The sequence below is a fragment of the Bacillus sp. FSL P2-0099 genome (assembly GCF_038007445.1).
Classification (GTDB): domain Bacteria; phylum Bacillota; class Bacilli; order Bacillales; family Bacillaceae_G; genus Bacillus_A; species Bacillus_A mycoides.
This window is the reverse complement of record NZ_JBBOXE010000001.1, coordinates 1,987,168-2,011,071: the sequence shown is the minus strand read 5'-3', so window position 1 is coordinate 2,011,071 and position 23,904 is coordinate 1,987,168. Positions and strand designations below refer to the sequence as shown.

Sequence of the window (23,904 nt, the reverse complement as noted above, 5' to 3'; positions counted from 1 at the left end):
TCATTCCTCCCAATTATTACTTAGACAAAATACAAAAATCCCCTTTAAAAAAAGAAAGGCGCCTAAGCACCTTTCTTTTGTAATTCACTTAATTCATTTGATTTATAGAAGAAGAAACCGAGAATCCCGCCAATACATGATGGGATTAGCCATCCTATTCCTTCTTTATATAATGGTAACATTTGTAGCACATTAGAAATCGCATCAATTTTAATGTTCGCACTTTCTAAACCGTTAAAGAAACTAATTAACAACGCACCTAAAATCGCTCCAATATATATTGTATTACGCTTCCCTATCCATTTATGGAAATATGAAAGAACGATTAATACAATTGCAACTGGATAAATGATCATTAACACTGGTAATGTTACTGTGATTAATTGTGTTAACCCTAGGTTAGATACAATTAAACTAAATACACATACCATAGTTACAATCGTTTTATGCGAAAGTTTTGGGAATAAGTTTGTAAAGAAGCCAGCACACGCAGATGTTAATCCAACAGAAGTTGTTAAACAAGCGAGTATAATTACAAGTCCTAATAAAATTTTGCCACTTGTTCCATATAACTCATTTACAACATTCGTTAAAATAAGACCACCGTTCTCCGACACACCAAGTGATGTACTTGTAGATCCGAGATATGCAAGTGATAAATATATTAACGTTAAGCCTAATACAGCAATAATCCCTGATACAACTGTTATTTTTGCGATTTGTCCGCTCTCTTTTATCCCTTTTGAGCGAATAACTTGTACAACAACAATCCCAAACACAAGTGCACTAATCGCATCCATCGTTAAATATCCTTGAATAAATCCACCAAAGAAAGCATTCTCTTTATAAGCAGCTAAAGGTGCAGCCGGTTCTCCAATTGGATCAATAATTGCTTTTCCGACAATAACAGCAACAATCAATACTAACAATGGTGTAAGAAATTTCCCGAACCAATCCACTAATTTAGATGGATTTAATGATAAATACCACGTTATTCCGAAGAAAACTATAGTGAAAAGAAATAGCATGTACCACTCAGAAACCATTGTCTCTGATAGAAATGGCTTCATACCCATTTCAAATGAAACAGCTCCAGTACGCGGAATCGCGAAAAATGGTCCAATCGCTAAATAACTAATCAATGGGAAAATAAACGCAAATATAGGATGAACTCTAGAAGATAGCGCTTTCAAGTCCCCCTCTACAAACGCGACAGCTGTTACAGCTAATAGGGGTAATCCGACTCCCGTTACAAGGAATCCAATTGTAGCAATCCAAACATTTTCTCCTGCTTGTTGACCTAAAACTGGCGGGAAAATTAAATTTCCTGCCCCTAAAAATAGTGCAAATAACATTAAACCAATCGCTACCGTATCACCTGGCCTTAAACGTCCCTTCATGCTTTTCATTTGCATAGCACTTTTTCATTGTTTATATCTCTTTTCACAATATGCTATGCATCCTCCTCTCTGCTCAAGATGATAAAATATGCCCCTTACAAAGCAATGTCTTTCTCCATAATTTCTCCATTCCCCTTATTCTTACTCTAATTATTAATTTTTGATTTTTGATTTTTTTGAATATTCGAGTCATTAGAGTGTTATAACGTGGAGTTTAGTTGTCAGACCTCTTTGTTTTTATCACACATATAGTAACATATTTGGCTGAAAAATAAAAACATATTTTTAAATAGAATTTTTTGAAAATCAAAATTATCCACACATACCTCCTTTATTTATTCTATTACACAAATTTTTTTAGAAATTTACGATTTTTACATTTTATTATATTTGAATATTTTTATACAAAAGAAAGTAAAAGCCATCAAAAAATAAGATGGCTTTTACTTGTTAGTCTATCGTTTCAACTTCACGTGGATTATTCATCTCTTCAACATACACAACTCTAAATCCATGATCTTCTAAATCCTTTAGCAATGTTTCTAATTCACTATCTTCAAACTCTTCTCCCAATGTAAACATTATTCTACGTACTAATAAAGCATCATTATCAAAAGTCATTAAGCTTTGAATACCAGTGTATTTCTTTAGCACTGTCGATAATTTTTGAATGGCCCCATTATAATCTTGTGTTCCAATCATGACAGAATATTTACTAGAATGGACTCCCCACGCATCTTCTAATAGTTCAAAAACTTTTTTATGAGTTAAAATACCAAGGAAGACCCCTTTTTCATCAACTACTGATAAATACGGTAGTTTTTTAATTGTAAAAAATACTTTAAAGAAGGAAGAGTCTTCTCTCACGTACCCATTTTTATCGTTCAATAATTGTAATACATTATCTTCAAGTGAACCTTTATATTCTAAAATATCTACTTTGTATACATTCCCTAAAAACTTCTCTTTTTTTTCATCTAAAACTGGTACACAACGATACCCCGTTTTATTTAAATGTTCCAGCGTTTCCCCTATCGTAATTGAACTTGAGCAAAACAAAACTTCCCTTTTTGGCACATAATTCCCTTTAATCCTCATAAAAAAGCCTCCTTATGCTAAAATACTTTCTGTGCCATAACTATATTATATTTTCAGAAAAAAATAAATATATTATTTTATTTTTCTGAAAATTATTCATTTTTTCGTCATAATTTATTCATGAATCATTCACTTGTACTCTCTTCAGCATCAAAAATCCCTTCTGAATTCTGGATCACTTTACTGCATCATTGTACGGACCTAATTGCTTTTTAGAAAAATAATGATTTGTCTCCTTACTTTTCATTAACATATTTCCTTTTATAATTAAAAAATAGGTAGCTACTAGAAAATAGATCAGCCCTAATATCCAATCCAAATTTGTAGCCAGATTGTGTAAAAGAACATATCTCATATATGCATAGCCAATCGGAACATGTAGTAATACAACCGCACCTAATCCCGGATTGTATATTGTTTTAGCTTTTATATTCGCAAAAATACCATGCCATATGAATTGAAAAAAACCCATTAAAATAGGTGCCATCCCAAGCCATATTATATTTTGAAAGAAAACCGGAAGTAAATAAAAAACATACGCAATCAAAATATTTATTACCATAGCAGATTGCGTATTTAATGGATAGCGATCTGGTATATCACTTTTAAATATAACTACATTAAACAGACCAGCGAAATAACCTGGCCAACGATACTCTTCAAATTGATGCACTAAAATGGCTACAAAACTTAACGCTAACAGTACTTTTATTTCACTTATTTCTCCCAAATTCGCGACTAAACAAACAACGACAACAATAGCCACAACTAACCCTATATCATACCAATGCTTTCTAAAGAAACTAACCATCTCTATCACCCACTATCTCAATTTTTATAAAAATAGCGTTCAAATAGGAAATCAATCTGTTTTTCTATAGGTAGTACTCTTATATCTGCCCCTGATTCAAGAATTGGCATCATTAATGCTGGAAGAAAAATGGATCCAAATATTTGCACTGTCATCATCATTAAAATTTCCTGATCCGCTTCATTTGTTATTTCGCTCAAAATATTCTTCACTTTACTAAAACCTAGCCTCTTCAAAAAATCTCCATATTCGTATTGAGATGTAAATACCGTAGTTCCCATTGCAATAATCTTCCTGACTAACTCAGGATATTGCCGAATTACTAGTACATAATCAAATAAAAATATTTTTAATCTTTCTTTCGCTGGTACTGTAATATCATCTAAAATAGAAAAAGTGCCTTGGAAGCTAATTAACAAAACTTTAATCGCCTCACTAATCAACTTTTCTTTTGAACCAAAATGGTAATTTACAAGCGCAATATTTACATCTGACAATGATGCAATTTTCCTTATCGTTACCCTTTCAAAACCTTCGTTTTTAATTAACTCCAAGGTTGTATTTAAAATCTTTTCTTTCGTTGATATGTTTTCATTTTCCCCCAACTTATCTCCCCCTCTAGAATTTATCGATTAAACAATGATTTAAACATTGTTTAATTTTATGGTATCACTTTCCAATTTGAAAAATCAATTTAATCCTTTCGACATTTACCTACATTTCTTTTCATTCATCCCATACATAAAATAAATTTCTAAAAATAATTTAAAACTATCCATATACCAATACGTAAAGAAAAATATATTGTAACTTCCCCCGAAAAAAGCTAAAATAAGAATAAGAATTTTCTGAATATTCTAAGAGTAGGTGGTTGTATGTCCTTATTGCGCTCACATATATGTAAATTTATAGTTGGTATTTTTATTATTTTTGTCATAAGTCCTATTCCAGCATTATTCATTACACATAATTACTCTTACACAACTGGATTTATTAGCATTTTTCATAACTTTGCACAACTTTTTTCTATTTCAATTCCAAGAATCGATTGGATGCATGAACCTATCCTTTTCTCAGCAAATCAGATTATAAATACACAAAATATGATACATACTTCTAGCCATTCGTCACCACTATTCCCCTACATATGGGAAATATATTTTTTATCAATCGTTCGTTTCACATTCACTCTTGTAATCGGTTTCTTTATTAGTTTAGGGATCGGTCATCTATTTTTAAAAGCACCGAGATCAGTAAGAAAGTGCACTTCCTTATTGCGCTGGATACCATATTCTTTTGGTACTGTGATATTACAATGTTCAGTACTATTACTACTACTCTACATCGCGGAATTCATGAAGGTTCCTTTCTTCTCCTCTTTTATCATCGTATGTAGTACTTCCATGATAATCGTTCTGCAAGCAATAAAAAAATGGCTTCCTTTCTTAAATAATACAAATGAATACGAAATAAAAAATTCAGCCTTCCTTGTTGATACGTTATTTATGGCGCTTACTTCCAATCATAAATCTATTCTAAGTTCCATTATTCTTTCATTTGTTTTTATGGAATGTGTTTTTCACGTAAACGGACTCTTACAATTTATCGTTCAATTTGGTGGAAATGCACCTATAGTTGTCGCAATTGGTTTATTACTTCTTTACATCCCATACAGCGTATTATCTTTTCTCCAAACACTATGGACAACAAACTACAATAAACAGCAAACATACACTTTAACAAGAAGTATTTCAAAACCATAACGTAGAATAACCGTCTACTTTAAATTAAAAGTAGACGGTTATTCCTATTATATAGAGGACAAAATAACAGCAAATTAAAAAACTACTATAGAAACCTACCATTATTTACCCATTTTCTTTGACTAATCTTTTCATTTGGATTTATTATAAAAGTATAACATAATTACAGGAGGTGACATCTTTATTCCAAATTAGGAATAAAGAACACACTTGGACATATTAAATATTTTTCTCATCTTTATACTTATCCTTATTTCTGGTTTTTTCGTTGCTTCAGAATTCGCTGTCGTAAAGGTACGAAAAAGTCGAATTGACCAGCTTGCTAATGAAGGTAATAAACAAGCATTAGCTGCAAGAAGCGTTTTATCTAACTTAGACGTTTATTTATCCGCTTGTCAGCTTGGCATTACTATCACCTCTTTAGGACTTGGTTGGCTTGGTGAACCAACTGTGGAACATTTACTGCGACCACTATTTGAAAAAATCAATATTACTGGAACAATGGCTAACACGTTATCCTTTATTATTGCTTTTAGTGTGATTACTTTTTTCCATGTTGTATTAGGCGAGTTAGTTCCTAAGTCTTTCGCAATCCAAAAAGCTGAAGCAATCACATTAAAATTTGCAAAACCGCTTATTTTATTTGATAAAATTATGTATCCGTTCATTTGGCTTCTCAATAGTGCAGCTATATTTTTCACAAAATTACTCGGTTTAGAGCCTGCGAAAGAAAATGAACTTGCCCATTCCGAAGAAGAACTACGACTCATTTTAGGTGAAAGCTATAAAAGCGGCGAAATTAATCAAACCGAATATAAATATGTAAATAATATTTTTGAATTTGATGATCGTGTTGCTAAAGAAATTATGGTACCTAGAACTGAAATGGTTTGTTTATCTACTGAAAATACGTTAGAAGAAAATATGAAAATCGTTGCAACTGAAAAGTATACACGTTATCCTATTATTGAAAAGGATAAAGATGATATTATTGGAATGATAAATACGAAAGAGATTTTTCATAATCAAACAAAAGGCATTTACAAACCACTTGATGCCTACATACATCCTGTTTTAACTGTATTTGAAACAGTTCCCATTCGTAAAACGTTAATACACCTCCAAAAGAACCGCGTACAAATGGCGATTGTTATGGATGAATACGGCGGAACTGCTGGCCTTTTAACGATGGAGGATATTCTTGAAGAAATTATCGGAGAAATTCAAGATGAATTTGACGCAGACGAATCACCAATGATTGAAAAGCGTACTCCTAGGCTTACTGTTTTAGATGGGAAAGTACTCATTTCTGAAGTAAATGATATGTTTGGCCTACATATCGATGAAAGTGATTTAGATACAATTGGTGGTTGGCTTCTCTCTCAATCAATTGATTTAAATATTGAGGCTGGCTATTCAGTTGAATATGATGGTTTTCAATTTAAAGCATTAGAACTTGATGGGCATCAAATTAAAAAGATTGCTGTACATAAATTAGATACTACAAAGGAGTTATAAAGTGACTGTTTTACTAACAATTTGTATCATTGCTTGTTTCATTGTTTCATTTCTTGCCTTTATATACCCCATTATCCCTGGCATCCTTGCCGTATGGGCTGGCTATTTCATTTATCATTTTGGAATAAACGGCGGAGAGTTAACGACATCTTTTTGGATTATTCAAGTCATTTTTACACTCTTCATTTTCGTTGCTGACTTTATTGCAAATGGATACTTCCTAAAAAAATACGGAAGTACAAAATCGGGCGAACGTGTTGGTATGGTTTCTATCATTGTCGGATCGTTCTTCTTCCCACCATTCGGGCTTATTATCATACCGTTCTTATCTGTATTTATTACGGAACTAATGCATAAAAAGGCGCCAAAAGACGCCCTTTTAGTCGGAATTGCAACTGTTGTCGGTTTTTTAAGTAGTACAGTAGCGAAAGCAATTCTCCAAATCATTATGATTATCATCTTTGTATGCTATATCATTTTTTAGCCATCCCTATTTTGGGATGGTTTTTAATATGAAATACCTACTCGGCTTTTCTCGTATAAGCTTTTATTACGTAAACTCCATGTAAACTGAGCTGTATCACCAACTGTGATTTTCGATCCATCTGTTGGCAACATATCTTGTTCAGTTCGATATACACCGGTTACATCACCATCTATTAAATGCGTCGGACAAACAACAGTCCAACATAGTTTACTATTATTCAGCGCTTCATAAGCAGCTAAATGATCTTCCGCAGCTGTTGTCATTTTTCTTTTCGATTCTTTTGATTGGAAACGATATATACTTGGGTTTGTTCGTGCTTGTAAAATACCAGCAGTTCCTATTGTAACAATTTTCTTTATGCCCTCTTCTTCCATTTGCTTTATAATAATCGGTAAACTCTTCTCTAACGTCCCATTCCGATCAGTTCCAAGAGCACTAATTACAATATCACATCCTTTAATCGCTTCCTTTATATCATTTCCGTTTAACACATTTCCCTCTATAATATGTAACCTTTCATGCTCTGTTTCCACTCTACTCAAATCACGAACTAATACCGTCACTTCATATGAATCATGTAATGCCAATTTCATAATGTGTGATCCTACTCTACCTGTCGCTCCTAATATACATACTTTCATATATTATCCCCTCTTCCATTCTTTCTCTCTATTTTTCCGCAAAACTTACAAATACGCAACAAAAAAGCTCCCTCATATATGTGAGGAAGCTCTATTATCCATTTATCCCGCATTAACGGGCAGTAAATTCGGCGAATGCGAGGAAATTAGGTGGGAGATAACTGCCCGTAAATGCCCGATTGGTGTGGGCTAATAATCAGTGGGGATGGACAAAATCCCCACTGATTAAAGATTCACTTTATTTCTTTTCTTTCGAATCAGAAGATTTTTCTGTTCCACTTGTTTCTTTATCTTTCTTTTCATCTTGCTGCGAAGTTGTGTCATCCTCTTTCTTTTTATCCTCATCTTTACTACAACCTACCATTAATAAAGAACTTGCAAGTGCCATAGCAGCTAATGACTTAACCCATTTGTTCATTTGCGTTTCCTCCCTTTGATAGAATATGTACAACCCCATATTACTCTTTATTTTTAAAGGAAAGATTTAAAAACAGTAAAGATATTGTAAACTTTTGTAAATACTCTGATAACACAACTGGTTTGTCTCAATTCTTCTAATTGTGCCTTTCATTAGACATAAAAAAACTAAGACGCCTTTCATTCCGTCTTAGTTTTTCACGCAAACTTCTCACTTTCATTTTCATATAAATGTTTAATTTTATATTCCTTCTTCACAACATATTGCCAAACACTATAAGCATAACGATTCATTTTCACAAAACAATTTTCCAAGAAAGAACGAAACTCTGGGTTCGCAACTTCCACTGCAACTTGAGCAAACTTTAATGCTAATCGCTTCAAATGTGAAATATAACAAATAGCAATCCCAATATCCCCTGTATACTCATTATCTGTTTCCCTATCCATTTCAGTAAATTCCGGCCACATTTGTTTACAAGTTATATGTTGTATATTTTCTCCTTCTTGAAAATTCACTTGTTCATTATATGCTTGTAACATATACGGCAAATGATGCTGTAATATATCCTTTAATTCTTCATCTCGAACCTTGCTCGTGTATTCTCCAACTTTATATATAAGTGTGTAACTATATGTCATCAATTCTTTCATACAATCCATTAAAGCGCCTCCCTTCCTATTTCATCTCTATACTATAAATATGATGCGATAACATTTGATATTCTTGCTAGAAACCAATCCCATCTACTAATTTTCTCAAAATCTTCTTCAGAAAATCGTTTTGATTTATGAAAGTCTTCTTTTAATCGACTCCATACGTCAGCAACGACTGTCTTATCATATATGAAACAGTTAGATTCGTTATTTAAGTAAAAACTTCTATTATCAAAATTTGCTGTACCAATATCAACCATTTCCTCATCGATGATTGTTACTTTCCCATGAAAAAATCCATTTCGATATTGATAAATCTCCGCTCCAGCATCTAACATGTCTTTCAAATAAGGATAGGCAGCCTGTTTTAGCAATACTGCATCACTTTTAAATGGGACGAGGATTTTTACATGGACACCACGATTTAATGCATCTTTCAGCCCCTTCACCATTTCTTTACTCGGTACAAAATATGGTGTAGCGATAATTAAAGAATGTTTTGCCTTCTTTAAAAACGCTCCATACTCCTTCCATAAACCTTTTCCATTCGAAAATACGTATTGATATTTTACATTTCCTTGTACAGGTAACTCTTGGTGTATAGGAAACTTTTCTCCCGTATCTTCTTGCCAGTCTTCCGCAAACTTCCGTTCCATATCAGTAGCTCCATTCCCTTCGATGCGTACATGATAATCACGCCACGGACCAAATTTAGGATCCTGTCCAAGATATTCCTTTCCGATATTGAAGCCACCAATGTACGAAACTTTCCCATCTATAGTAACAATGCGTCTATGATTACGTTGATGCAAAGAATAAAATAAGTTTTTTAATTTAGGTTTTTTACTAAATGTAAACTTCACGCCTTTTTCTTTTAATTGATCAATTATCTTTTTCTTAAGCTTATATCCGCCAATGCGGTCTACTGACAATTTCACATCTACTCCGCTAGATGCTTTTTTCTCTAATAACTGTAAGAACTTTTGGCTTATTTCATCTTTTCCTACAATATAAAAATGAATATACACATTCTTTTCTGCACGATTTATATCCTCAAATAAACTTTTATATAACTCATCACCGTTCGTATATACTTGAAAATCCCCTGATCGGATTTTTTCTAATTCATATCCACTAGCCATTTTCTTCCCCATTTCCACATCAACGTTCATCCATATGAATACACCTATAAAACAAATTATTACAATTAAAAAGCGCTTCATGGATACGTTCCTTTCTCTAACTACTGTTATTCCTATATCTTTCCTTTTTTAAAACATTATCATACAAAAAATATGTCATTACATGATATACGTCCATATCAAACAGGAGCTCATCTGCATATTGTATGTTGTATCTTAAAATAAAAGGAGGAAATAACAATGGGCTTCGCACATGGTAATGGATTTGCGCTACTAGTCGTATTATTTATCCTCTTAATTATCGTCGGTGCTGCTTGCTTCTGCTAAGCAGTTATTGTAGTACGATATGGGGATGAAAAAAATATAAAAGCGGACACCTATTTTTAGGTGTCCGCTTTTCATTTCAAAAATCTCCTAACCTATTACAAAATAGTACCACTAGGAAAGTATTTTATATCAAAAAGTTAGCAGTGTAGCTACCTTCTTACTCTCTGCCTTACGAATATGGCGCTGTTCTGCACGTAACACAGCAATTCGATGCAATTCTTTCTCCTCTTCTGTCTCAGGGATAACACGCGGTACAGGAACTGGATTATTCTCCTTACTAAGCGCAACAAAAGTAACGAATGAAGTTGCTGCTACACGTTTTTTACCTGAAATTAAATCTTCTGCTACTACTTTCACAAATATCTCCATAGAAGTTCTTCCCGTCCAAATTACGAAAGATTCATAACTAACACAATCTGAAGAACGTACTGGATGTAAGAAATCTACCCAATCCATAGACGCTGTGACACATTCCATTCTCGAGTGTCTCGTTGCTGAAATTGAAGCAACCATATCCATCTCCGCCAATATCTTTCCACCAAATAGCGTGTTATGATCATTTAAATCCGTTGGAAATACTCGACTCGTTTTAAACACCCTTGATTCATTAGCTGTTTTACCCTTTACTTCAGTCATTGTTATCACCCCTTTAATTATTTATCCCTAATATCCCAATATACACTACACCTCATGAACTACACGTTTAATATTAACAATTTTTAGAACTTTTAGTCCACAAAAAAGAACCGATTTTATCAATCGGCTCCTCTAAACACATATTGTTCTTTCGGCTGTTCAACTTTATTCCATTTCGTTACCTCTAACACTGGAATATTCGCATGAAACGGCTGATAAAATTCAGTTGAAATTTCTCCCTCTATCTGAATCCAATCATCATTTTTCCACTCTACCCCTTCTGGTTTTTTAACTAACATACCATATACACCCGAATCCGCAACACAATGTATAATGCCGAAACGGAATAAGAAATATTGTTCCTTTTTAGAAGAATCATCTCGGAAAACAAATCCTTTATAAGACAGGGTTTTACCAGTAAATTCACCAGGATAATTATAAATTGTCTCCATACCCTTTAAGAAATCTTCATCTTTTAAAGTGATATTATCTTTCGTAACAAACTCTTTCTTCCCTTTTTCCATTACACCACGATATCCTTCTTTCCCGTAATAAATACTCGTGTCAGGTCTTAGAAATTGTCTTGTCATAAATGGATCTTTACTTTCTGCTTGCGCTACTGGAAAATGGAATCCCTTCGCCTTAACAATATCGGAATCTAATGTTGCAATTGGGAAAAACAATCCTGTAATGATTGGAAAACAGAATAACGTGTAAGAAAACACTTTTTTCCACCATGTATTCTCATCTTTCGAATGATCATGCCCACAATGACTATGATCACAACTACAATCATGTTTCTCTTTTTCCTTTTGGTGCTCTTTTTGGAAAACGATAATAATTTGTACAATCGTTAAGAAACCTAAAATAATAGCAGCAGTTTTTGATAAATAGGCGTACTTCATATTTATATACTTCGTAATGTTACCGGAAATATGAAGCTGTCCAATTAAAATTGTAAAGCCTAATAATATATATGCTCGAAACATAACCTACCACCCCATCGCATAAATGAGTAGTGAGCTTGCATAAACAACAAGGGTAACTGTAACCGTCACAACAATTACAAATTTTGTTTTAAATGTCGCAAGCATCATAAACATATTTTTAATATCCACCATCGGTCCATATACGAGAAACGCGACAAGTGACGCTGTTGAAAATGTACTTTGGAACGAAGAAGCAATAAATGCATCCGCCTCTGAACAAAGTGATAAAATGAAAGCAAGTCCCATCATTACAGCTGATGAAGAAAACGGACCTTGTCCAATAGCAAGCAATGTTGAAGTTTGTACAAACGTTTGAACTGCAGCAGCAATTAACGCTCCTAACACTAAGTATTTTCCCATTGAGAAAAATTCCTCAACAGCATGTGTACATACATCCCACATTTTTGTACGTAACGGACGCTTATGATTCACTTCTGGGAAGTGATCATCTCTTAATTGATGTTCTTTAAACATAAATGATAATATAATTCCAACGATAATTGCTACGATAATCGCTACAATAGAACGATACCATACCATGTGCATACTACTTCCAAAAGCAACATATGTTGCAAATAATACAACTGGATTAATAATCGGTCCAGTTAACATAAATGCAATTCCTGCATAGGGTGGAACCCCTTTTCCGATTAATCGTCTTACAATCGGAACAATTCCACATTCACATCCAGGAAACATCATACCTAAAAAAGTAGCTAATAAAACAGACAGAAATCGGTTTTTAGGCATCCATTTTGCCACCATATCTTCTGTCACAAACATTTGAATGAATCCTGAAATAAATACACCAATTAGCACAAAAGGAAGTGCTTCGATTAATATTGAGATAAAGATTGTATTCATTTGCAGGAATGCTTTCGGTAATTGAAACAATTCCATGATGTATTTCCTCCAACTTTTCATTAACAATATGTAATTTTAACCCCATTTCATTATTTGAACAAGAGTTATATGGAATTCATAACCTTCATACACATTACATTTCACAAGTTATATTCTGTTCCAAAATTGAGATTTCATAGCAAAAAAAGCTGCGCTAGCACAGTTTTATAACTATGCTAGCGCAGCTTTCCTATCATTAAAAGTAACGTTTCTTCCAAAAAACAAATGCTAAAGTGAAAGATAATGTTACACATATTATAAGTACAATTACAAAACCATGTGCTTCCCCTTCAAATGGAACCTTTACATTCATTCCAAAGAAACTAGAAACCATCGTTGGTAATGATAAAATGATTGTAATAGAAGTCAACAGTTTCATAACACTATTTAAATTGTTAGAAATAACCGAACTAAATGTATTCATCATTCCACTTAAAATGTGACTATATATTTCCGCCATTTCAATAGCCTGCTTATTTTCAATTAATACATCTTCTAGTAAATCTTGATCATCTTCATACATTTTCAAAAATGTACTGTTTCGCATTAATTTTTGAATTACAATTTTATTTGCCTTTAATGATGTTGTAAAATAAACTAAACTTTTTTCAAGGCCGAGCAATGTGAAAATTTCTTTATTTTTCATCGACTTATTTAATTGGTGCTCTAAATCGATTGTTTTTCGATTAATTTGCTTTAAGTATCTTAAATAATAAGTAGAAATTGTATATAAGAGCTGAAGTGCGAAGCGCGTCTTTTTAAACGTATAAAATTCTTTAATACGTTGATTAATGAAGCGTTCAAAAATTGGATTTTCTTCTAAGCAAATAGTAACAAAACAATCTGGCATTACAATCATACCTATTGGAATCGTGTCATAAATTGAATTTCCTTCTTCATCATGTCTGACTGTCGGAATATCCACGATAATTAAAGTATTATTGTCTTCCTTTTCAATACGAGAGCGTTCTTCATCATCCAAAGGGTCTTTAATGAAATCTAAGTCTACATTTAAAGTTTGTACTAGATACTGAATTTCTTCTTCTGTTGGATGAAGTACATTAATCCAGCAGCCCTTTTGCATTTCCTCAATCTCTTGTAGTTTTCCGTTTCGGTCTGTTAAATAAATATTTAACATACTATCACCCCGATTCTTTTTACATGTGGGAATCTACCTCACTTAAACAACAGTTTTTGAACCGCTATTTTCAGCATATGAAACAAACGATTAAATTTCAATAGAAAAATTATTTTGAAAACGTTTTTTTAAGAAAAATCTTGTAAACATAGAAAAAGACAGAGTGTTCTCTGCCTTTAAAAAAGCTTATGTTGCCTTTATAACATATTTAGAAAGCATCCACAAGTTAAAGCCGACTGAAATCGTATAGCCAGCGTATGTTGAAATGATAAAACTTACATAATCAAAATACGGTAGCAATACAATATTTAAAACTATCTTCACAGTTATTCCGATTACTAATCCTAGCACTGTTTTCTGTTGTTGATTAATTCCTTGTAACATGGCAGCGGTTACTGTAAATAGTGAGAATAGTATACAAGCAGGAGCATAGTACTGCAAAATAATACTGCCCATCTCCGGATCATTTCCAGCACCAAATAAAAGAGTATACACTGGTTTTGCTAAGATCATCATTCCAATCGCCGCCGGTACGGTAATTCCTACTACTAATACATTCGTCCTCGTAAAATGTTTATACAGTAGCTTCTCATTTCCCGCTGTATAAGCTTTCGTCATCTCAGGTACAAGGGACATACTAAAAGCTGTTGCAACAGAAACCGGGATAAGTACAACCATCTGAACAAGGCCAATAATCGCATTAATCTTTTCTGCTTCTCCTTGCATATATCCTACTTGTATAAGTAGCTTATTAATTGTAAATGTATCAATCGTCTGATATAACGGAATCGCTAATCCTACTACAACGAAAGGAATAGAATATGTAAACAGTTCTCTATACAACGAAAAAAAAGTTTTCGTCGTTTGTGGTATACTGGCAATCTCTTTTTTCTTTAAATGTTTTCTCCTTCTTATATAATACGCACTTAAAACACTTAATCCACCTAGTGCTCCCATAAATGCTCCAAACGTTGAAATACCAACTGCCAACGAAACAGAAGCTTTTATAACATATAAAACGACAAAGCTTCCTATCAAAATAGTTAAGACCCGAAAAAATTGCTCTACAACTACACTGAGTGCAGAAGGTCCCATAGATTGAAAACCTTGAAAGAAACCACGTAACAAGCTCATTACAGGAACGAGTATTAACGCAAAACTTACAATTTGAATATTGTGTGTGACAGCTACCACACTATTACCCGACTGATCATTTCCATCAATCACAAGTTTAGCTAAATGTGGTGCTAACATATATAATGCTAAACAAGAAATAACGCCCATAATGACCATAAAAACGATACCACTCTTTAGCACTCTCTTAACAGTGTGATAATCATTGAGTTGATCATATTTTGAAACCATTTTTGAAACGGCAAGTGGCAATCCCATCGTTGCAATACTAAGCATAATTGTATAAGGACGGTATGCATACGTATATAATACGTACCCACTCGTACCCACCATTGCTGTAAATGGTATAACATATATAAACCCTAACATTTTAGATATCATCGTTGCCATCGTTAAAAATATCGTTCCACGTAAAAACGGTGATCCTTTCATCACATTCCCCCGCTACGCTTTATTATTACACATTATGGACAACTCCTTTTTTTTAGAACTGAAACAATAAAAAAAGCCAATGAAAAATCATTGACTTTAACGCGCTGCTTTTTTCTTTTTTAAATACTTTAAACCGAAGTATAGAGCAACAAAGAGAACAGCCCCTATAATTATGTAATGTGTGTAATCAGATGCATACTCTTTAATATGTCGCCAATTTCCACCAAGCTTTTCACCTAAGTATATAAATAGTATTGACCATGGAATAATCGCTACAACTGTATACAGTGTGAAAAGTTTTAATGGCATCTTAGCTAGTCCTGCCGGAATAGAGATTGCATGACGTACAATTGGGATAAAACGTGCCGAAAATATTACTCCAGCTCCGTAACGCTTAAACCAATTTTCTGCTATGTCTAAATGGTGTTTATTAATAAGTAGATATTTTCCATATTTCTCTACAACTGGACGTCCTCCATAGTATCCAAGCCAATATAAAAAGATTTGCGCTAAAGTACCACCGATTGTTCCAGCAATAACTGCACCGACAAAGCTAATTTTACCATCTGCGACTAAAAAGCCAGCATACGAAAGTACAATTTCACTCGGGATAATTTCAATCATTAAAGCTAGTGCTACTCCAAAGTAACCTAGACTTGCAAAGAATTGCAATAACTGATCTATTATGTTTGCTAACATTTTCTTTTCTATCTCCTTTTTTCTTCACATACCATCCCATTATTACATAAAGGTTGCATTCTGCCAATATCTTCATTTCAACAATATCATCGGCATAAGCATTATTAATCTATTAATATTTCTTTTTGAGGTTCTTTCATGTAGGCAAACATTTCTTTAATTTGCTCTTCTGTATTTCTAGCAATCGATAAATTAGGCAATTCATTCTCATCAAAAAACTCCACATCTTCTGTTTCAATACTAGTTTTCTTTTCGCCACCAATAATCTTACAGCCAATAAAAATTTTATATACATGTGTTGCTGAAGGCGATGGTTGATGTTTTTCTTTATCAAATATAGCGAGTAGCTTAAAATCATCTACTTCATAGCCCGTCTCCTCTAAAACTTCTTTTGCTGCTACTTCTGTTGGCGTATAACCAACATCAGCCCATCCACCTGGCAATGCCCATTTCCTATCACTTTTTTCTTTCACAAATAATAGTTTTTCATTTTGAAAAATAACTGCCCGTATATCAACTTTAGGTGTTTGATAGCCTGTCTCACTTGCAAATAAATTCTCTACTACTTCCCAATCTGTCTTTGTGTAATGTGACATCATTGAAACTGAAATGTCCCGTAATTGTTGGAAACGCTCTATATCATATACATCCTTAGAATACGTTAAACCCGCTTGAGCTATAGATTGTATTTGTTTTACCCAATCAATCCACTTGACCGTCATGTTTCCACATCTCCATTCTTTATTAAGTAAATATTACGTCAATTAAATCGATACATCTTTATTATACAAAAAAAGAGATTGATAATGTTCCAATCTCTTTCAAAATTAATCCAATTCATGTAAGTGGTCTTGTATATACTTCCTTCTTTTATTTATATATTCATCAATCATATCAGCTTCTTGATCAAATGTTTCTAATTTTCCTTTCATATATAGATCTTGTAGTAAATATGGACGAATCGATTCACACAAACCTTCTACTTTCGGCATCATAAACGAAACGGTAAATTGTTCTTCTAATATTTCTTCCAAAATACTTCGGTATTGTTTTCTAAATACAGGTATATCTAGCAATCTTGCACTTAACGTATTATAGCCTTGAATACGAATATATTCATGATTAAGTGGTCTCCCTTGTACATCTCGCCCCCAAGTCGCATCATAATCCCACGGTATCACTTCAAATAAATTTGTCTCATCGTTATGATATAGTGCATAGTTATGAACGAAGCCATCAAAGTTTTGCGTAAAAATAACTCCAGCTAACCATCGTAAATATTTATCTACATGTAGAAACTTCCCGATTTCTTTTTCATAATCTTCCCTCGACAAAGTATTCGCTTGAAATACAAATTCACTCAGTTGTTCTTCACTATTTTTATTCGAATATTTAAATTCATAACCCGCAAAGAGCTCTGTCTTAACATCTTTATCTCGCTCACTCATTAACGAAAAATTCGCATCATCATCTATCGCATAATAAATAGAACCACTCGGTAGCCCTCTATTTTTCAAAAAGTTTTCATCAACTGATTCTAACTGTAAATACACACCTTGAATTTGACCATTAATTTTTATAAATACATGTTGTGATTTTGGCGAAAGTACACCAATATCATGAAAAAAATCTAAAGATAATTTATTTCGTATGAGAGACGGATCCATAAACTCAGAATTCAAATGAAACTCTTTTGCGCCTTGAAATTTTTTCGGTTTATAAAACATAACATGATAAGATTTTTTCTCAAATTCGCGAATATGAGCCCCTCGGTATACGATATCAATGTCATACTTCTTTTTTCCATAAGTTAATTTTGCTGGCACTGGACTATCTGACCAAATGTCCTTTTTCAATTCCACTAAGTACATTGGATGAACAAAAAAATCATATGAAGGCAGCATATTTTCTCATCCCTTCTCAGTTCTCTTCATTCAATGTATGCGCCTTGTCTTGTCCATACATCCGCTATCATCTATTTATATAAAATTACACTCTTGTCCTGTTCAGAAAGAAGTCGAATCTCATATCATGTTAAGGAAAAAGAATACCTTTTCAATTTAACACTCGATAAGGAGGATTTCTATGAAACGTGATATTAGAAAAGCTGTTGAAGAAATCAAAAGTGCTGGTATGGAGGATTTCTTACACCAAGATCCAAGTACTTTTGAGTGCGATGATGATAAATTCTCTCATCATAAATGTACAACAGGGTGTAAATGTACAACAGGGCGTAAATGTACAACAGGGCGTAAATGTACAACAGGGCGTAAATGTCCAAGAACAAGATGTACTCGCGTAAAACATTGTACTTTCGTTACAAAATGTACTCATGTTAAAAAATGGACGTTTGTTACGAAATGCACTCGTGTGCGCGTTCAAAAATGGACGTTCGTTACAAAAGTTACTCGTAGAAAAGAATGCGTTTTAGTTACAAAACGTACTCGCAGAAAACATTGTACGTTCGTTACAAAATGCATACGCTTTGAAAAGAAATTTTTCTGGACAAAACGAAGTTTCTGTAAAAAATGCGAATTCTTCCCTCACGGACACGGTAGCTCTTGCGATGATGATTGTGATCATGGTAAAGACTGTCACGATGACGGGCACAAATGGAATGATTGCAAAGGCGGACATAAATTCCCATCTTGCAAAAATAAGAAATTCGATCACTTCTGGTATAAAAAACGTAATTGCTAGTTTTTTATGTCCACCAAAAAAGGTCGCTTTGCGACCTTTTTTACGTTTACTGAAAATGACTTATATCTGCAAATTGTTTTACTTTACCACGGTTTTCATCAAATTCAATCACACTAAGACTCGCGCTATGCATAAATGGCTCTTCCCATACATGTTCAATTTCAAAACCTGCAAAATGCCCTACGAGTAATTTCGCTGCTGCAGCATGAGTAACTATTAAAATATTTTCTCCTTTATGCTTTTCTAAAAGAAAGTGTATCCCTTCAATTACTCTTTTATGAACGGCCGCAAAGTTTTCCCCTGATGTTGACTGAAAAAGATGTGGTTCATTCCAAAATAAATGTACTTCTTCTGGATATTGCATTTCCAAGTCAGCAATTGTTTGCCCTTCCCATATCCCCATGTTTATTTCATAGAAACGTTCATCTTCTATAATTGGAAGATCGCGTTCCCCTTTAATCAATTCAGCAGTATGAAGCGTTCTTTCGCTTGGACTACTATATATGGCATGGAGTGGTAAATCCTTCATACGCTCCCCTAATTGTTTCGCTTGTATCATACCATTCTCTGTTAATGCTGAATTTTCCCGTCCTTGCATCCGCCCTGCTACATTCCATTCTGTTTCACCGTGCCTTGTTACATATACCGTTGTCTTCATTTCACATGCCCCCTTACCATTTTGGCCGCGATTCCCACGGCTCTACTCTCCCTACAATCCATTCTGTGCATTTACTTTCAATTCCTTTTATAACTCCGTCAGCAATCTCTTCATGAGTAAGCCATCTTGCATATGTATCTTCTAAAATAAACCCTAATATAATTCTATAATAACTACATAATGTTCCACCTATTTTTTGTGACTTCGTACGCGATGCACTACTACCTAATATATGAAATAAACTATACTTTTCCGATGACAATTCAACTTCATTACAAATGAGTCGTAATGCATGCTTAGCACTCGAATGTACCCATGCAACTACTAATATAATTGGACCATTCTGTTCAATTGTATTTGTAATAGATCGCTTTAGACCATCGTCATTTTGATAATCTAAAGGAAGACATGTAATATTTTCTGGTGCCGAACTAGCTTGCTTAACATTTTCTAATTTCACTTCATCTCGTCCAATAACAGACACACGAAATCCTTGATCACAAAGCCACATAGAAACTTTCTTTAACATTCCTGTTCCACCAATTACAAGTGCATGCAACTTCTTCCCCCCTTAGTAAAATGTCATATGAGGTTTTTCTTCTCTATAATAATTTAGACGGTCTTGCAGTGTCCCTGAATGAAACTCGAACTTGTGACCGTCAGGATCAACAAAATATATAGACTCACAATCTCTCACATCACGCTCTCTTCCTTGTAAAATATGAACTTTATTTTCTTCTAATCGCTGCAGTAAGCGTTCAAAGTCTTCTTGTTCAACAGAAAATGCGAGGTGCGTATAAGATTGATGAATCTCCTTTCTTGGAATATGTGCCTCTTCGTTCAGTGCTATCCATACTCCACATATATTGAAATATGCAAGTTTTCTCCCTTTAACTAATAGTTCTCCTTCTAGCACTCTTTCATAAAACATAATAGCGTTTTCTAAATTTGATACTGAAAAACAAAGATGATTGATTCCTTTCAACACTCCACGTTCCTCCCTAAACAAATAAAAGATGAGCGAAAATTCACTCATCTTTTATTATACTATTTCTTTGTAATATATGCCCATTTATAACTAAAGTCGCCACCGAACGTATGGTTAGCAATACCATTTACATACGTCTTCTCTAAGTAAGCTGTACTTTGTTGGTACGTAGGAGAGATTGCAGCATCTTGACCAATTAAGATTTTTTCAGCTTCTGCAAGTGCTTTCCAGCGTGCTGCGTCATCTTTTAGTAGTTCTCCTTTTGATTTTGCTACTAAATCATCGTACTTCGGATTTGAATAATCCATTTCATTAAATGAGCTTCCAGTAACGAACATATCAATATATGTCATTGGGTCTGGATAATCTGGACTCCATGCAGATAATGAGAATTCATATTCAAATTTCTTTTCTAAATCTAACTTCTGCTTATATGGTTGTTGCTTCAAATTCACTTTAATACCAGGTAAGTTTTTCTCTAATTCTTCTTTAATAAAGTCGCCCACTTTTTTACGACTACCGTTATCATCATTTAGTAATTCTACTGTAATTGTATCTTGACCAAGTTCTTTCTTCGCTTCTTCCCACAGTTTTTTTGCTTTCGCAGCATTATCTTTACTGTCACGGAAATTTTTATTTACAGTACGGAAGTCTTTTCCATCTGGTCCTGTCGTAAACTTTTCAGGTACTAAGAAATACGCTGGCAATGATCCATCATTCAAAATTACATCCGCAATTCCTTTTTTATCGTACGCTAAATCAATCGCCTCACGAACCTTTTGATTTTTAAACGTTGCATTTTTTTGATTAAAACGTAGGAAATACATACGTGGGTCTAGCTTCGTTTTAAATTCATCTGGTTTATTCTTTTTATATTTGTCTACAAACTCAGAACTTAAAATGACACGGTCTGCTTGATCACTATCATATAAATTTACCCCAGTACTTGTCTCTTTTACTATACCCACATTAATTTCTTGTAATTTCACAGCATCTTTATCCCAATAATTTGGGTTTTTCTTTAACTGGTAACTTTGTTCATGTTTCCATTCACTCATTGTAAATGGTCCATTGTACAATAATTTATCTGCTTCTAATCCGTATTTATCCCCTTGTCCTTTTACATACTTTTCATTTAATGGGAAGAATGTAGGGAACGAAGTAAGCTCAAGGAAATAAGGTGCTGGTTGCTCTAATTCTACTACCAACGTTTTATCATCCTTCGCTTTAACACCTAATTGATCCGACGGTACTTCTCCTTTATTTACTTTCTGTGCATTTTTCACATCAAATAAAATAAATGCATATTCTGCTGCTATTGCTTTATCTAATGTACGTTGCCATGCATATACAAAATCTTGTGCTCGAACTGGATCACCATTTGACCATTTTGCATCACGTAATTCAAATGTATATGTCTTTTTATCTTCACTAATCTTCACGTCTTTGGCCATACCTGGAGTTGGTTTATTATCTTTATCTAGACGATATAATCCTTCCATTGCATTTACAAATACACGGAAAGATACAGAATCTGTTGATTTAGATGTATCCATTGAAGGAATTTCAGCTGTTTCTAGCAAATTTAAAACTTGTTTATCTGCCATTCCCTTACTTGATTCTTTCTTCGTTGTCGAAGCCTTCTCCCCATTCCCACATCCCGCAACCAGTACACTAGCCGATAATGCAACTGCAGCAATCGTTGTTACCTTTCTCTTCATTCTTCCTTCCCCCAATCTATATGTATAAGTTAAAACTTGTATAATATATTTTATTATACAAAAAATTCTGATTATTTTAAATATTTATTTTCATAAAAAGAAAAAAAGCGGTCAGAAATTGCTTTCCCTCCGCTTTGTTGAATAGCATTTACTTGTAAGCCATCCTCTATATCAAATGGATTTTGAACTTTAAATATTTCCTCCATTATCTTCAAAAACTCTTCTTCATTTTTAGATTCACCGTTAATCGTAAGTGAATATGGTTCCACTTCTCCCAATTTATAATCAACAATAAATTGAATTGTCACCTTTTTCCTTGGCATCTCAGGACTCTCCCCCTGAAATTCTACTAATTCTAATCCTTCCGTTCCCCGATAGTATATCCATCCTGAATTTTGAAAATAATTTTCGAACGATTCACCAATTGAAAAGACTGGATATTCATAAAGCGAGCTTGTACGAACTTTTTGAATAATATCCCGATCAGTTGGGAAAAAGAAATGACTAAACAAAATACTAGCAACTGCTAAAATAGTAACGATTGTTGCTCCCATTTTACTCGTTCCACCACTATCATGGATCAGATAATTTTCAACCGATTCATCTTTAATTCCCCGTGCTTTTATTCGATATATACGCCTTTCTGCAAATTGATAATATAATCCATTTGCAAAAATCCCCATCCCAAATAGAATGAAAATGAGTAATAAAAACGTAAGAGGCACCATATTAATGATTGGCAACGCTACGTTGAACCCCATATAATAAGAAAATGCATCACATGCTACTAATAACAGTATAAATAAAGCAGCAGGTAAATAATACTTACGATATCCAAGCCAACCTACATTGAAAATAGCAGCCAAACCATTCCAGCTCCACCTAGCAATTCGCTTATTCTCAAGCTCCCATTTTCTTTTGTAATATGGATATTGTCTCCCTACATATACTTCTAATTCTTTGTCTATTAGCGAGCTTTCTTCACCTTGTTTATTATGCAAGTTCCGTTGACAATTTGCACAATTCAACTGATCATTAATACAAGGTCGCCCACAATTTATACATTTCAAAACAATCCCTCTTTCCATCCATACTTCATTTTAATATGCCTTCATGCTTCAATAACCACTCTTTCCTCCATAAACCACCTGCATACCCAACAAGTTTTCCACTCTTTCCTATTACACGATGACATGGAACGATAATTGAAATTGGATTCCGGCTATTTGCCCCTCCTATCGCTCGTACAGCTTTCGTATTCCCAACCTTATCTGCAATATCTAAATATGAAGCACTTACGCCATATGGTACGGTGTAAAGTGCTTCCCATACATTCTTTTGGAATGGTGTTCCTTCAGCAGACAATGGAACTGTAAACTCTTTTCTTTTTCCTTCAAAGTATTCATCTAATTCATTTATACATTGTTCAACAAGTTCATTTTTATGTTCTTCTTTTCTTTCTTCAACAAATATAACAGACGTAATCCCTTTCGTATTCGCTGTAATTTCCAGCAAACCTAATTCACTTTCATAATAAGCCTGATACATATGTCATCCTCCAATTCAATTCATATTAGCCATTGTAACACGAATAGACGAAATTTTTCGTATAAGCGTTTTATTAGGGAAACAAAAAAGAGGATGA

At 33.7% G+C, this 23,904-nt stretch carries 27 protein-coding genes; 5 read left to right on the top strand and 22 right to left on the bottom strand.

Annotated elements, in window-relative coordinates:
- Positions 1–62: 62 nt before the first annotated feature.
- From brnQ4 to MKY90_RS10230, 4 genes are all read right to left on the bottom strand, one after another.
- On the bottom strand, positions 63–1,400 hold the full coding sequence (brnQ4, locus tag MKY90_RS10245; RefSeq protein WP_396022273.1) for a branched-chain amino acid transport system II carrier protein BrnQ4: 1,338 nt from the start codon (positions 1,398–1,400) through the stop codon (positions 63–65).
- 450 nt (positions 1,401–1,850) lie between these two features.
- A complete protein-coding gene (cbpA, locus tag MKY90_RS10240; protein WP_002186059.1) occupies positions 1,851–2,498 on the bottom strand; it encodes a cyclic di-AMP binding protein CbpA in 648 nt (215 codons plus the stop codon).
- 175 nt (positions 2,499–2,673) lie between these two features.
- Positions 2,674–3,318, bottom strand: coding sequence for an HXXEE domain-containing protein (locus MKY90_RS10235; RefSeq protein WP_002148541.1), 645 nt, complete (start codon positions 3,316–3,318; stop codon positions 2,674–2,676).
- Between the two features lie 8 nt (positions 3,319–3,326).
- Complete coding sequence (locus tag MKY90_RS10230; RefSeq protein WP_002086042.1) at positions 3,327–3,914, bottom strand: TetR/AcrR family transcriptional regulator; 588 nt, start codon at positions 3,912–3,914, stop codon at positions 3,327–3,329.
- Positions 3,915–4,184: 270 nt separating this feature from the next.
- Here MKY90_RS10230 and MKY90_RS10225 point away from each other — a divergent pair, with 270 nt between their 5' ends.
- The 3 genes from MKY90_RS10225 to MKY90_RS10215 all read left to right on the top strand — a co-directional run bounded on the left by MKY90_RS10225 (position 4,185) and on the right by MKY90_RS10215 (position 7,074).
- Positions 4,185–5,072: a hypothetical protein gene (locus tag MKY90_RS10225; protein ID WP_002168576.1), complete on the top strand. Its 888-nt coding sequence runs from the start codon at positions 4,185–4,187 to the stop codon at positions 5,070–5,072.
- A gap of 210 nt (positions 5,073–5,282) precedes the next feature.
- Positions 5,283–6,590, top strand: coding sequence for a hemolysin family protein (locus MKY90_RS10220; RefSeq protein ID WP_002086044.1), 1,308 nt, complete (start codon positions 5,283–5,285; stop codon positions 6,588–6,590).
- Between the two features lies 1 nt (position 6,591).
- Entirely contained in the window at positions 6,592–7,074 is a 483-nt protein-coding gene (locus MKY90_RS10215) for a DUF456 domain-containing protein (protein WP_000217328.1), read from the top strand.
- A gap of 23 nt (positions 7,075–7,097) precedes the next feature.
- Here MKY90_RS10215 and MKY90_RS10210 read toward each other — a convergent pair whose 3' ends face one another.
- The 4 genes from MKY90_RS10210 to cls form a co-directional block, all read right to left on the bottom strand.
- Complete coding sequence (locus tag MKY90_RS10210) at positions 7,098–7,718, bottom strand: NAD(P)-dependent oxidoreductase (RefSeq protein ID WP_002168577.1); 621 nt, start codon at positions 7,716–7,718, stop codon at positions 7,098–7,100.
- Between the two features lie 238 nt (positions 7,719–7,956).
- Positions 7,957–8,136: a hypothetical protein gene (locus MKY90_RS10205; RefSeq protein ID WP_002012451.1), complete on the bottom strand. Its 180-nt coding sequence runs from the start codon at positions 8,134–8,136 to the stop codon at positions 7,957–7,959.
- Between the two features lie 197 nt (positions 8,137–8,333).
- The gene (locus MKY90_RS10200) at positions 8,334–8,798 is read right to left on the bottom strand and encodes a spore coat protein (RefSeq protein ID WP_002012450.1); all 465 of its coding nucleotides are present in this window, start codon (positions 8,796–8,798) and stop codon (positions 8,334–8,336) included.
- 32 nt (positions 8,799–8,830) lie between these two features.
- Entirely contained in the window at positions 8,831–10,015 is a 1,185-nt protein-coding gene (gene cls, locus MKY90_RS10195; protein WP_002127002.1) for a cardiolipin synthase, read from the bottom strand.
- Between the two features lie 159 nt (positions 10,016–10,174).
- On the opposite strand from cls, the gene MKY90_RS10190 reads away from it, so the two are divergent.
- Entirely contained in the window at positions 10,175–10,261 is an 87-nt protein-coding gene (locus tag MKY90_RS10190; protein ID WP_000505094.1) for a YjcZ family sporulation protein, read from the top strand.
- A 129-nt stretch (positions 10,262–10,390) separates the two neighbouring features.
- Here the strand turns inward: MKY90_RS10190 and MKY90_RS10185 are convergent, their stop codons facing one another.
- The 8 genes from MKY90_RS10185 to cotH form a co-directional block, all read right to left on the bottom strand.
- Positions 10,391–10,897: an acyl-CoA thioesterase gene (locus MKY90_RS10185; RefSeq protein WP_002012448.1), complete on the bottom strand. Its 507-nt coding sequence runs from the start codon at positions 10,895–10,897 to the stop codon at positions 10,391–10,393.
- Positions 10,898–11,016: 119 nt separating this feature from the next.
- On the bottom strand, positions 11,017–11,886 hold the full coding sequence (locus MKY90_RS10180) for a TIGR03943 family putative permease subunit (RefSeq protein WP_002012447.1): 870 nt from the start codon (positions 11,884–11,886) through the stop codon (positions 11,017–11,019).
- 3 nt (positions 11,887–11,889) lie between these two features.
- The gene (locus MKY90_RS10175; RefSeq protein ID WP_000418719.1) at positions 11,890–12,786 is read right to left on the bottom strand and encodes a permease; all 897 of its coding nucleotides are present in this window, start codon (positions 12,784–12,786) and stop codon (positions 11,890–11,892) included.
- Positions 12,787–12,985: 199 nt separating this feature from the next.
- Positions 12,986–13,927 (bottom strand): magnesium transporter CorA family protein, encoded by a 942-nt coding sequence (locus MKY90_RS10170; RefSeq protein WP_000932386.1) that lies wholly within the window; start codon positions 13,925–13,927, stop codon positions 12,986–12,988.
- Between the two features lie 186 nt (positions 13,928–14,113).
- Positions 14,114–15,493 carry a putative polysaccharide biosynthesis protein gene (locus tag MKY90_RS10165; RefSeq protein ID WP_016126800.1) on the bottom strand — a complete coding sequence of 460 codons (1,380 nt, stop codon included), beginning with the start codon at positions 15,491–15,493 and terminating at the stop codon, positions 14,114–14,116.
- Positions 15,494–15,589: 96 nt separating this feature from the next.
- Entirely contained in the window at positions 15,590–16,192 is a 603-nt protein-coding gene (locus MKY90_RS10160; protein ID WP_002031481.1) for a DedA family protein, read from the bottom strand.
- A 104-nt stretch (positions 16,193–16,296) separates the two neighbouring features.
- Positions 16,297–16,914 carry an NUDIX hydrolase N-terminal domain-containing protein gene (locus tag MKY90_RS10155; protein WP_002031477.1) on the bottom strand — a complete coding sequence of 206 codons (618 nt, stop codon included), beginning with the start codon at positions 16,912–16,914 and terminating at the stop codon, positions 16,297–16,299.
- Between the two features lie 105 nt (positions 16,915–17,019).
- Positions 17,020–18,096: a spore coat protein CotH gene (gene cotH / locus MKY90_RS10150; RefSeq protein ID WP_016126799.1), complete on the bottom strand. Its 1,077-nt coding sequence runs from the start codon at positions 18,094–18,096 to the stop codon at positions 17,020–17,022.
- Between the two features lie 181 nt (positions 18,097–18,277).
- On the opposite strand from cotH, the gene exsB reads away from it, so the two are divergent.
- A complete protein-coding gene (gene exsB / locus MKY90_RS10145; RefSeq protein ID WP_078178628.1) occupies positions 18,278–18,892 on the top strand; it encodes an exosporium protein ExsB in 615 nt (204 codons plus the stop codon).
- Between the two features lie 46 nt (positions 18,893–18,938).
- Here exsB and MKY90_RS10140 read toward each other — a convergent pair whose 3' ends face one another.
- From MKY90_RS10140 to MKY90_RS10115, 6 genes are all read right to left on the bottom strand, one after another.
- Positions 18,939–19,550: a phosphoserine phosphatase 1 gene (locus MKY90_RS10140; protein ID WP_098168042.1), complete on the bottom strand. Its 612-nt coding sequence runs from the start codon at positions 19,548–19,550 to the stop codon at positions 18,939–18,941.
- Positions 19,551–19,563: 13 nt separating this feature from the next.
- Entirely contained in the window at positions 19,564–20,109 is a 546-nt protein-coding gene (locus tag MKY90_RS10135; protein ID WP_016126797.1) for a short-chain dehydrogenase, read from the bottom strand.
- Between the two features lie 12 nt (positions 20,110–20,121).
- Positions 20,122–20,538, bottom strand: coding sequence for a FosBx1 family fosfomycin resistance bacillithiol transferase (fosB, locus tag MKY90_RS10130; RefSeq protein ID WP_002148565.1), 417 nt, complete (start codon positions 20,536–20,538; stop codon positions 20,122–20,124).
- 59 nt (positions 20,539–20,597) lie between these two features.
- Positions 20,598–22,259 (bottom strand): peptide ABC transporter substrate-binding protein, encoded by a 1,662-nt coding sequence (locus MKY90_RS10125; RefSeq protein ID WP_002126994.1) that lies wholly within the window; start codon positions 22,257–22,259, stop codon positions 20,598–20,600.
- A gap of 71 nt (positions 22,260–22,330) precedes the next feature.
- A complete protein-coding gene (locus tag MKY90_RS10120) occupies positions 22,331–23,329 on the bottom strand; it encodes a DUF2628 domain-containing protein (RefSeq protein ID WP_016126796.1) in 999 nt (332 codons plus the stop codon).
- A 25-nt stretch (positions 23,330–23,354) separates the two neighbouring features.
- Positions 23,355–23,807 (bottom strand): methylated-DNA--[protein]-cysteine S-methyltransferase, encoded by a 453-nt coding sequence (locus MKY90_RS10115; RefSeq protein WP_002031467.1) that lies wholly within the window; start codon positions 23,805–23,807, stop codon positions 23,355–23,357.
- Between the last annotated feature and the right edge of the window lie 97 nt (positions 23,808–23,904).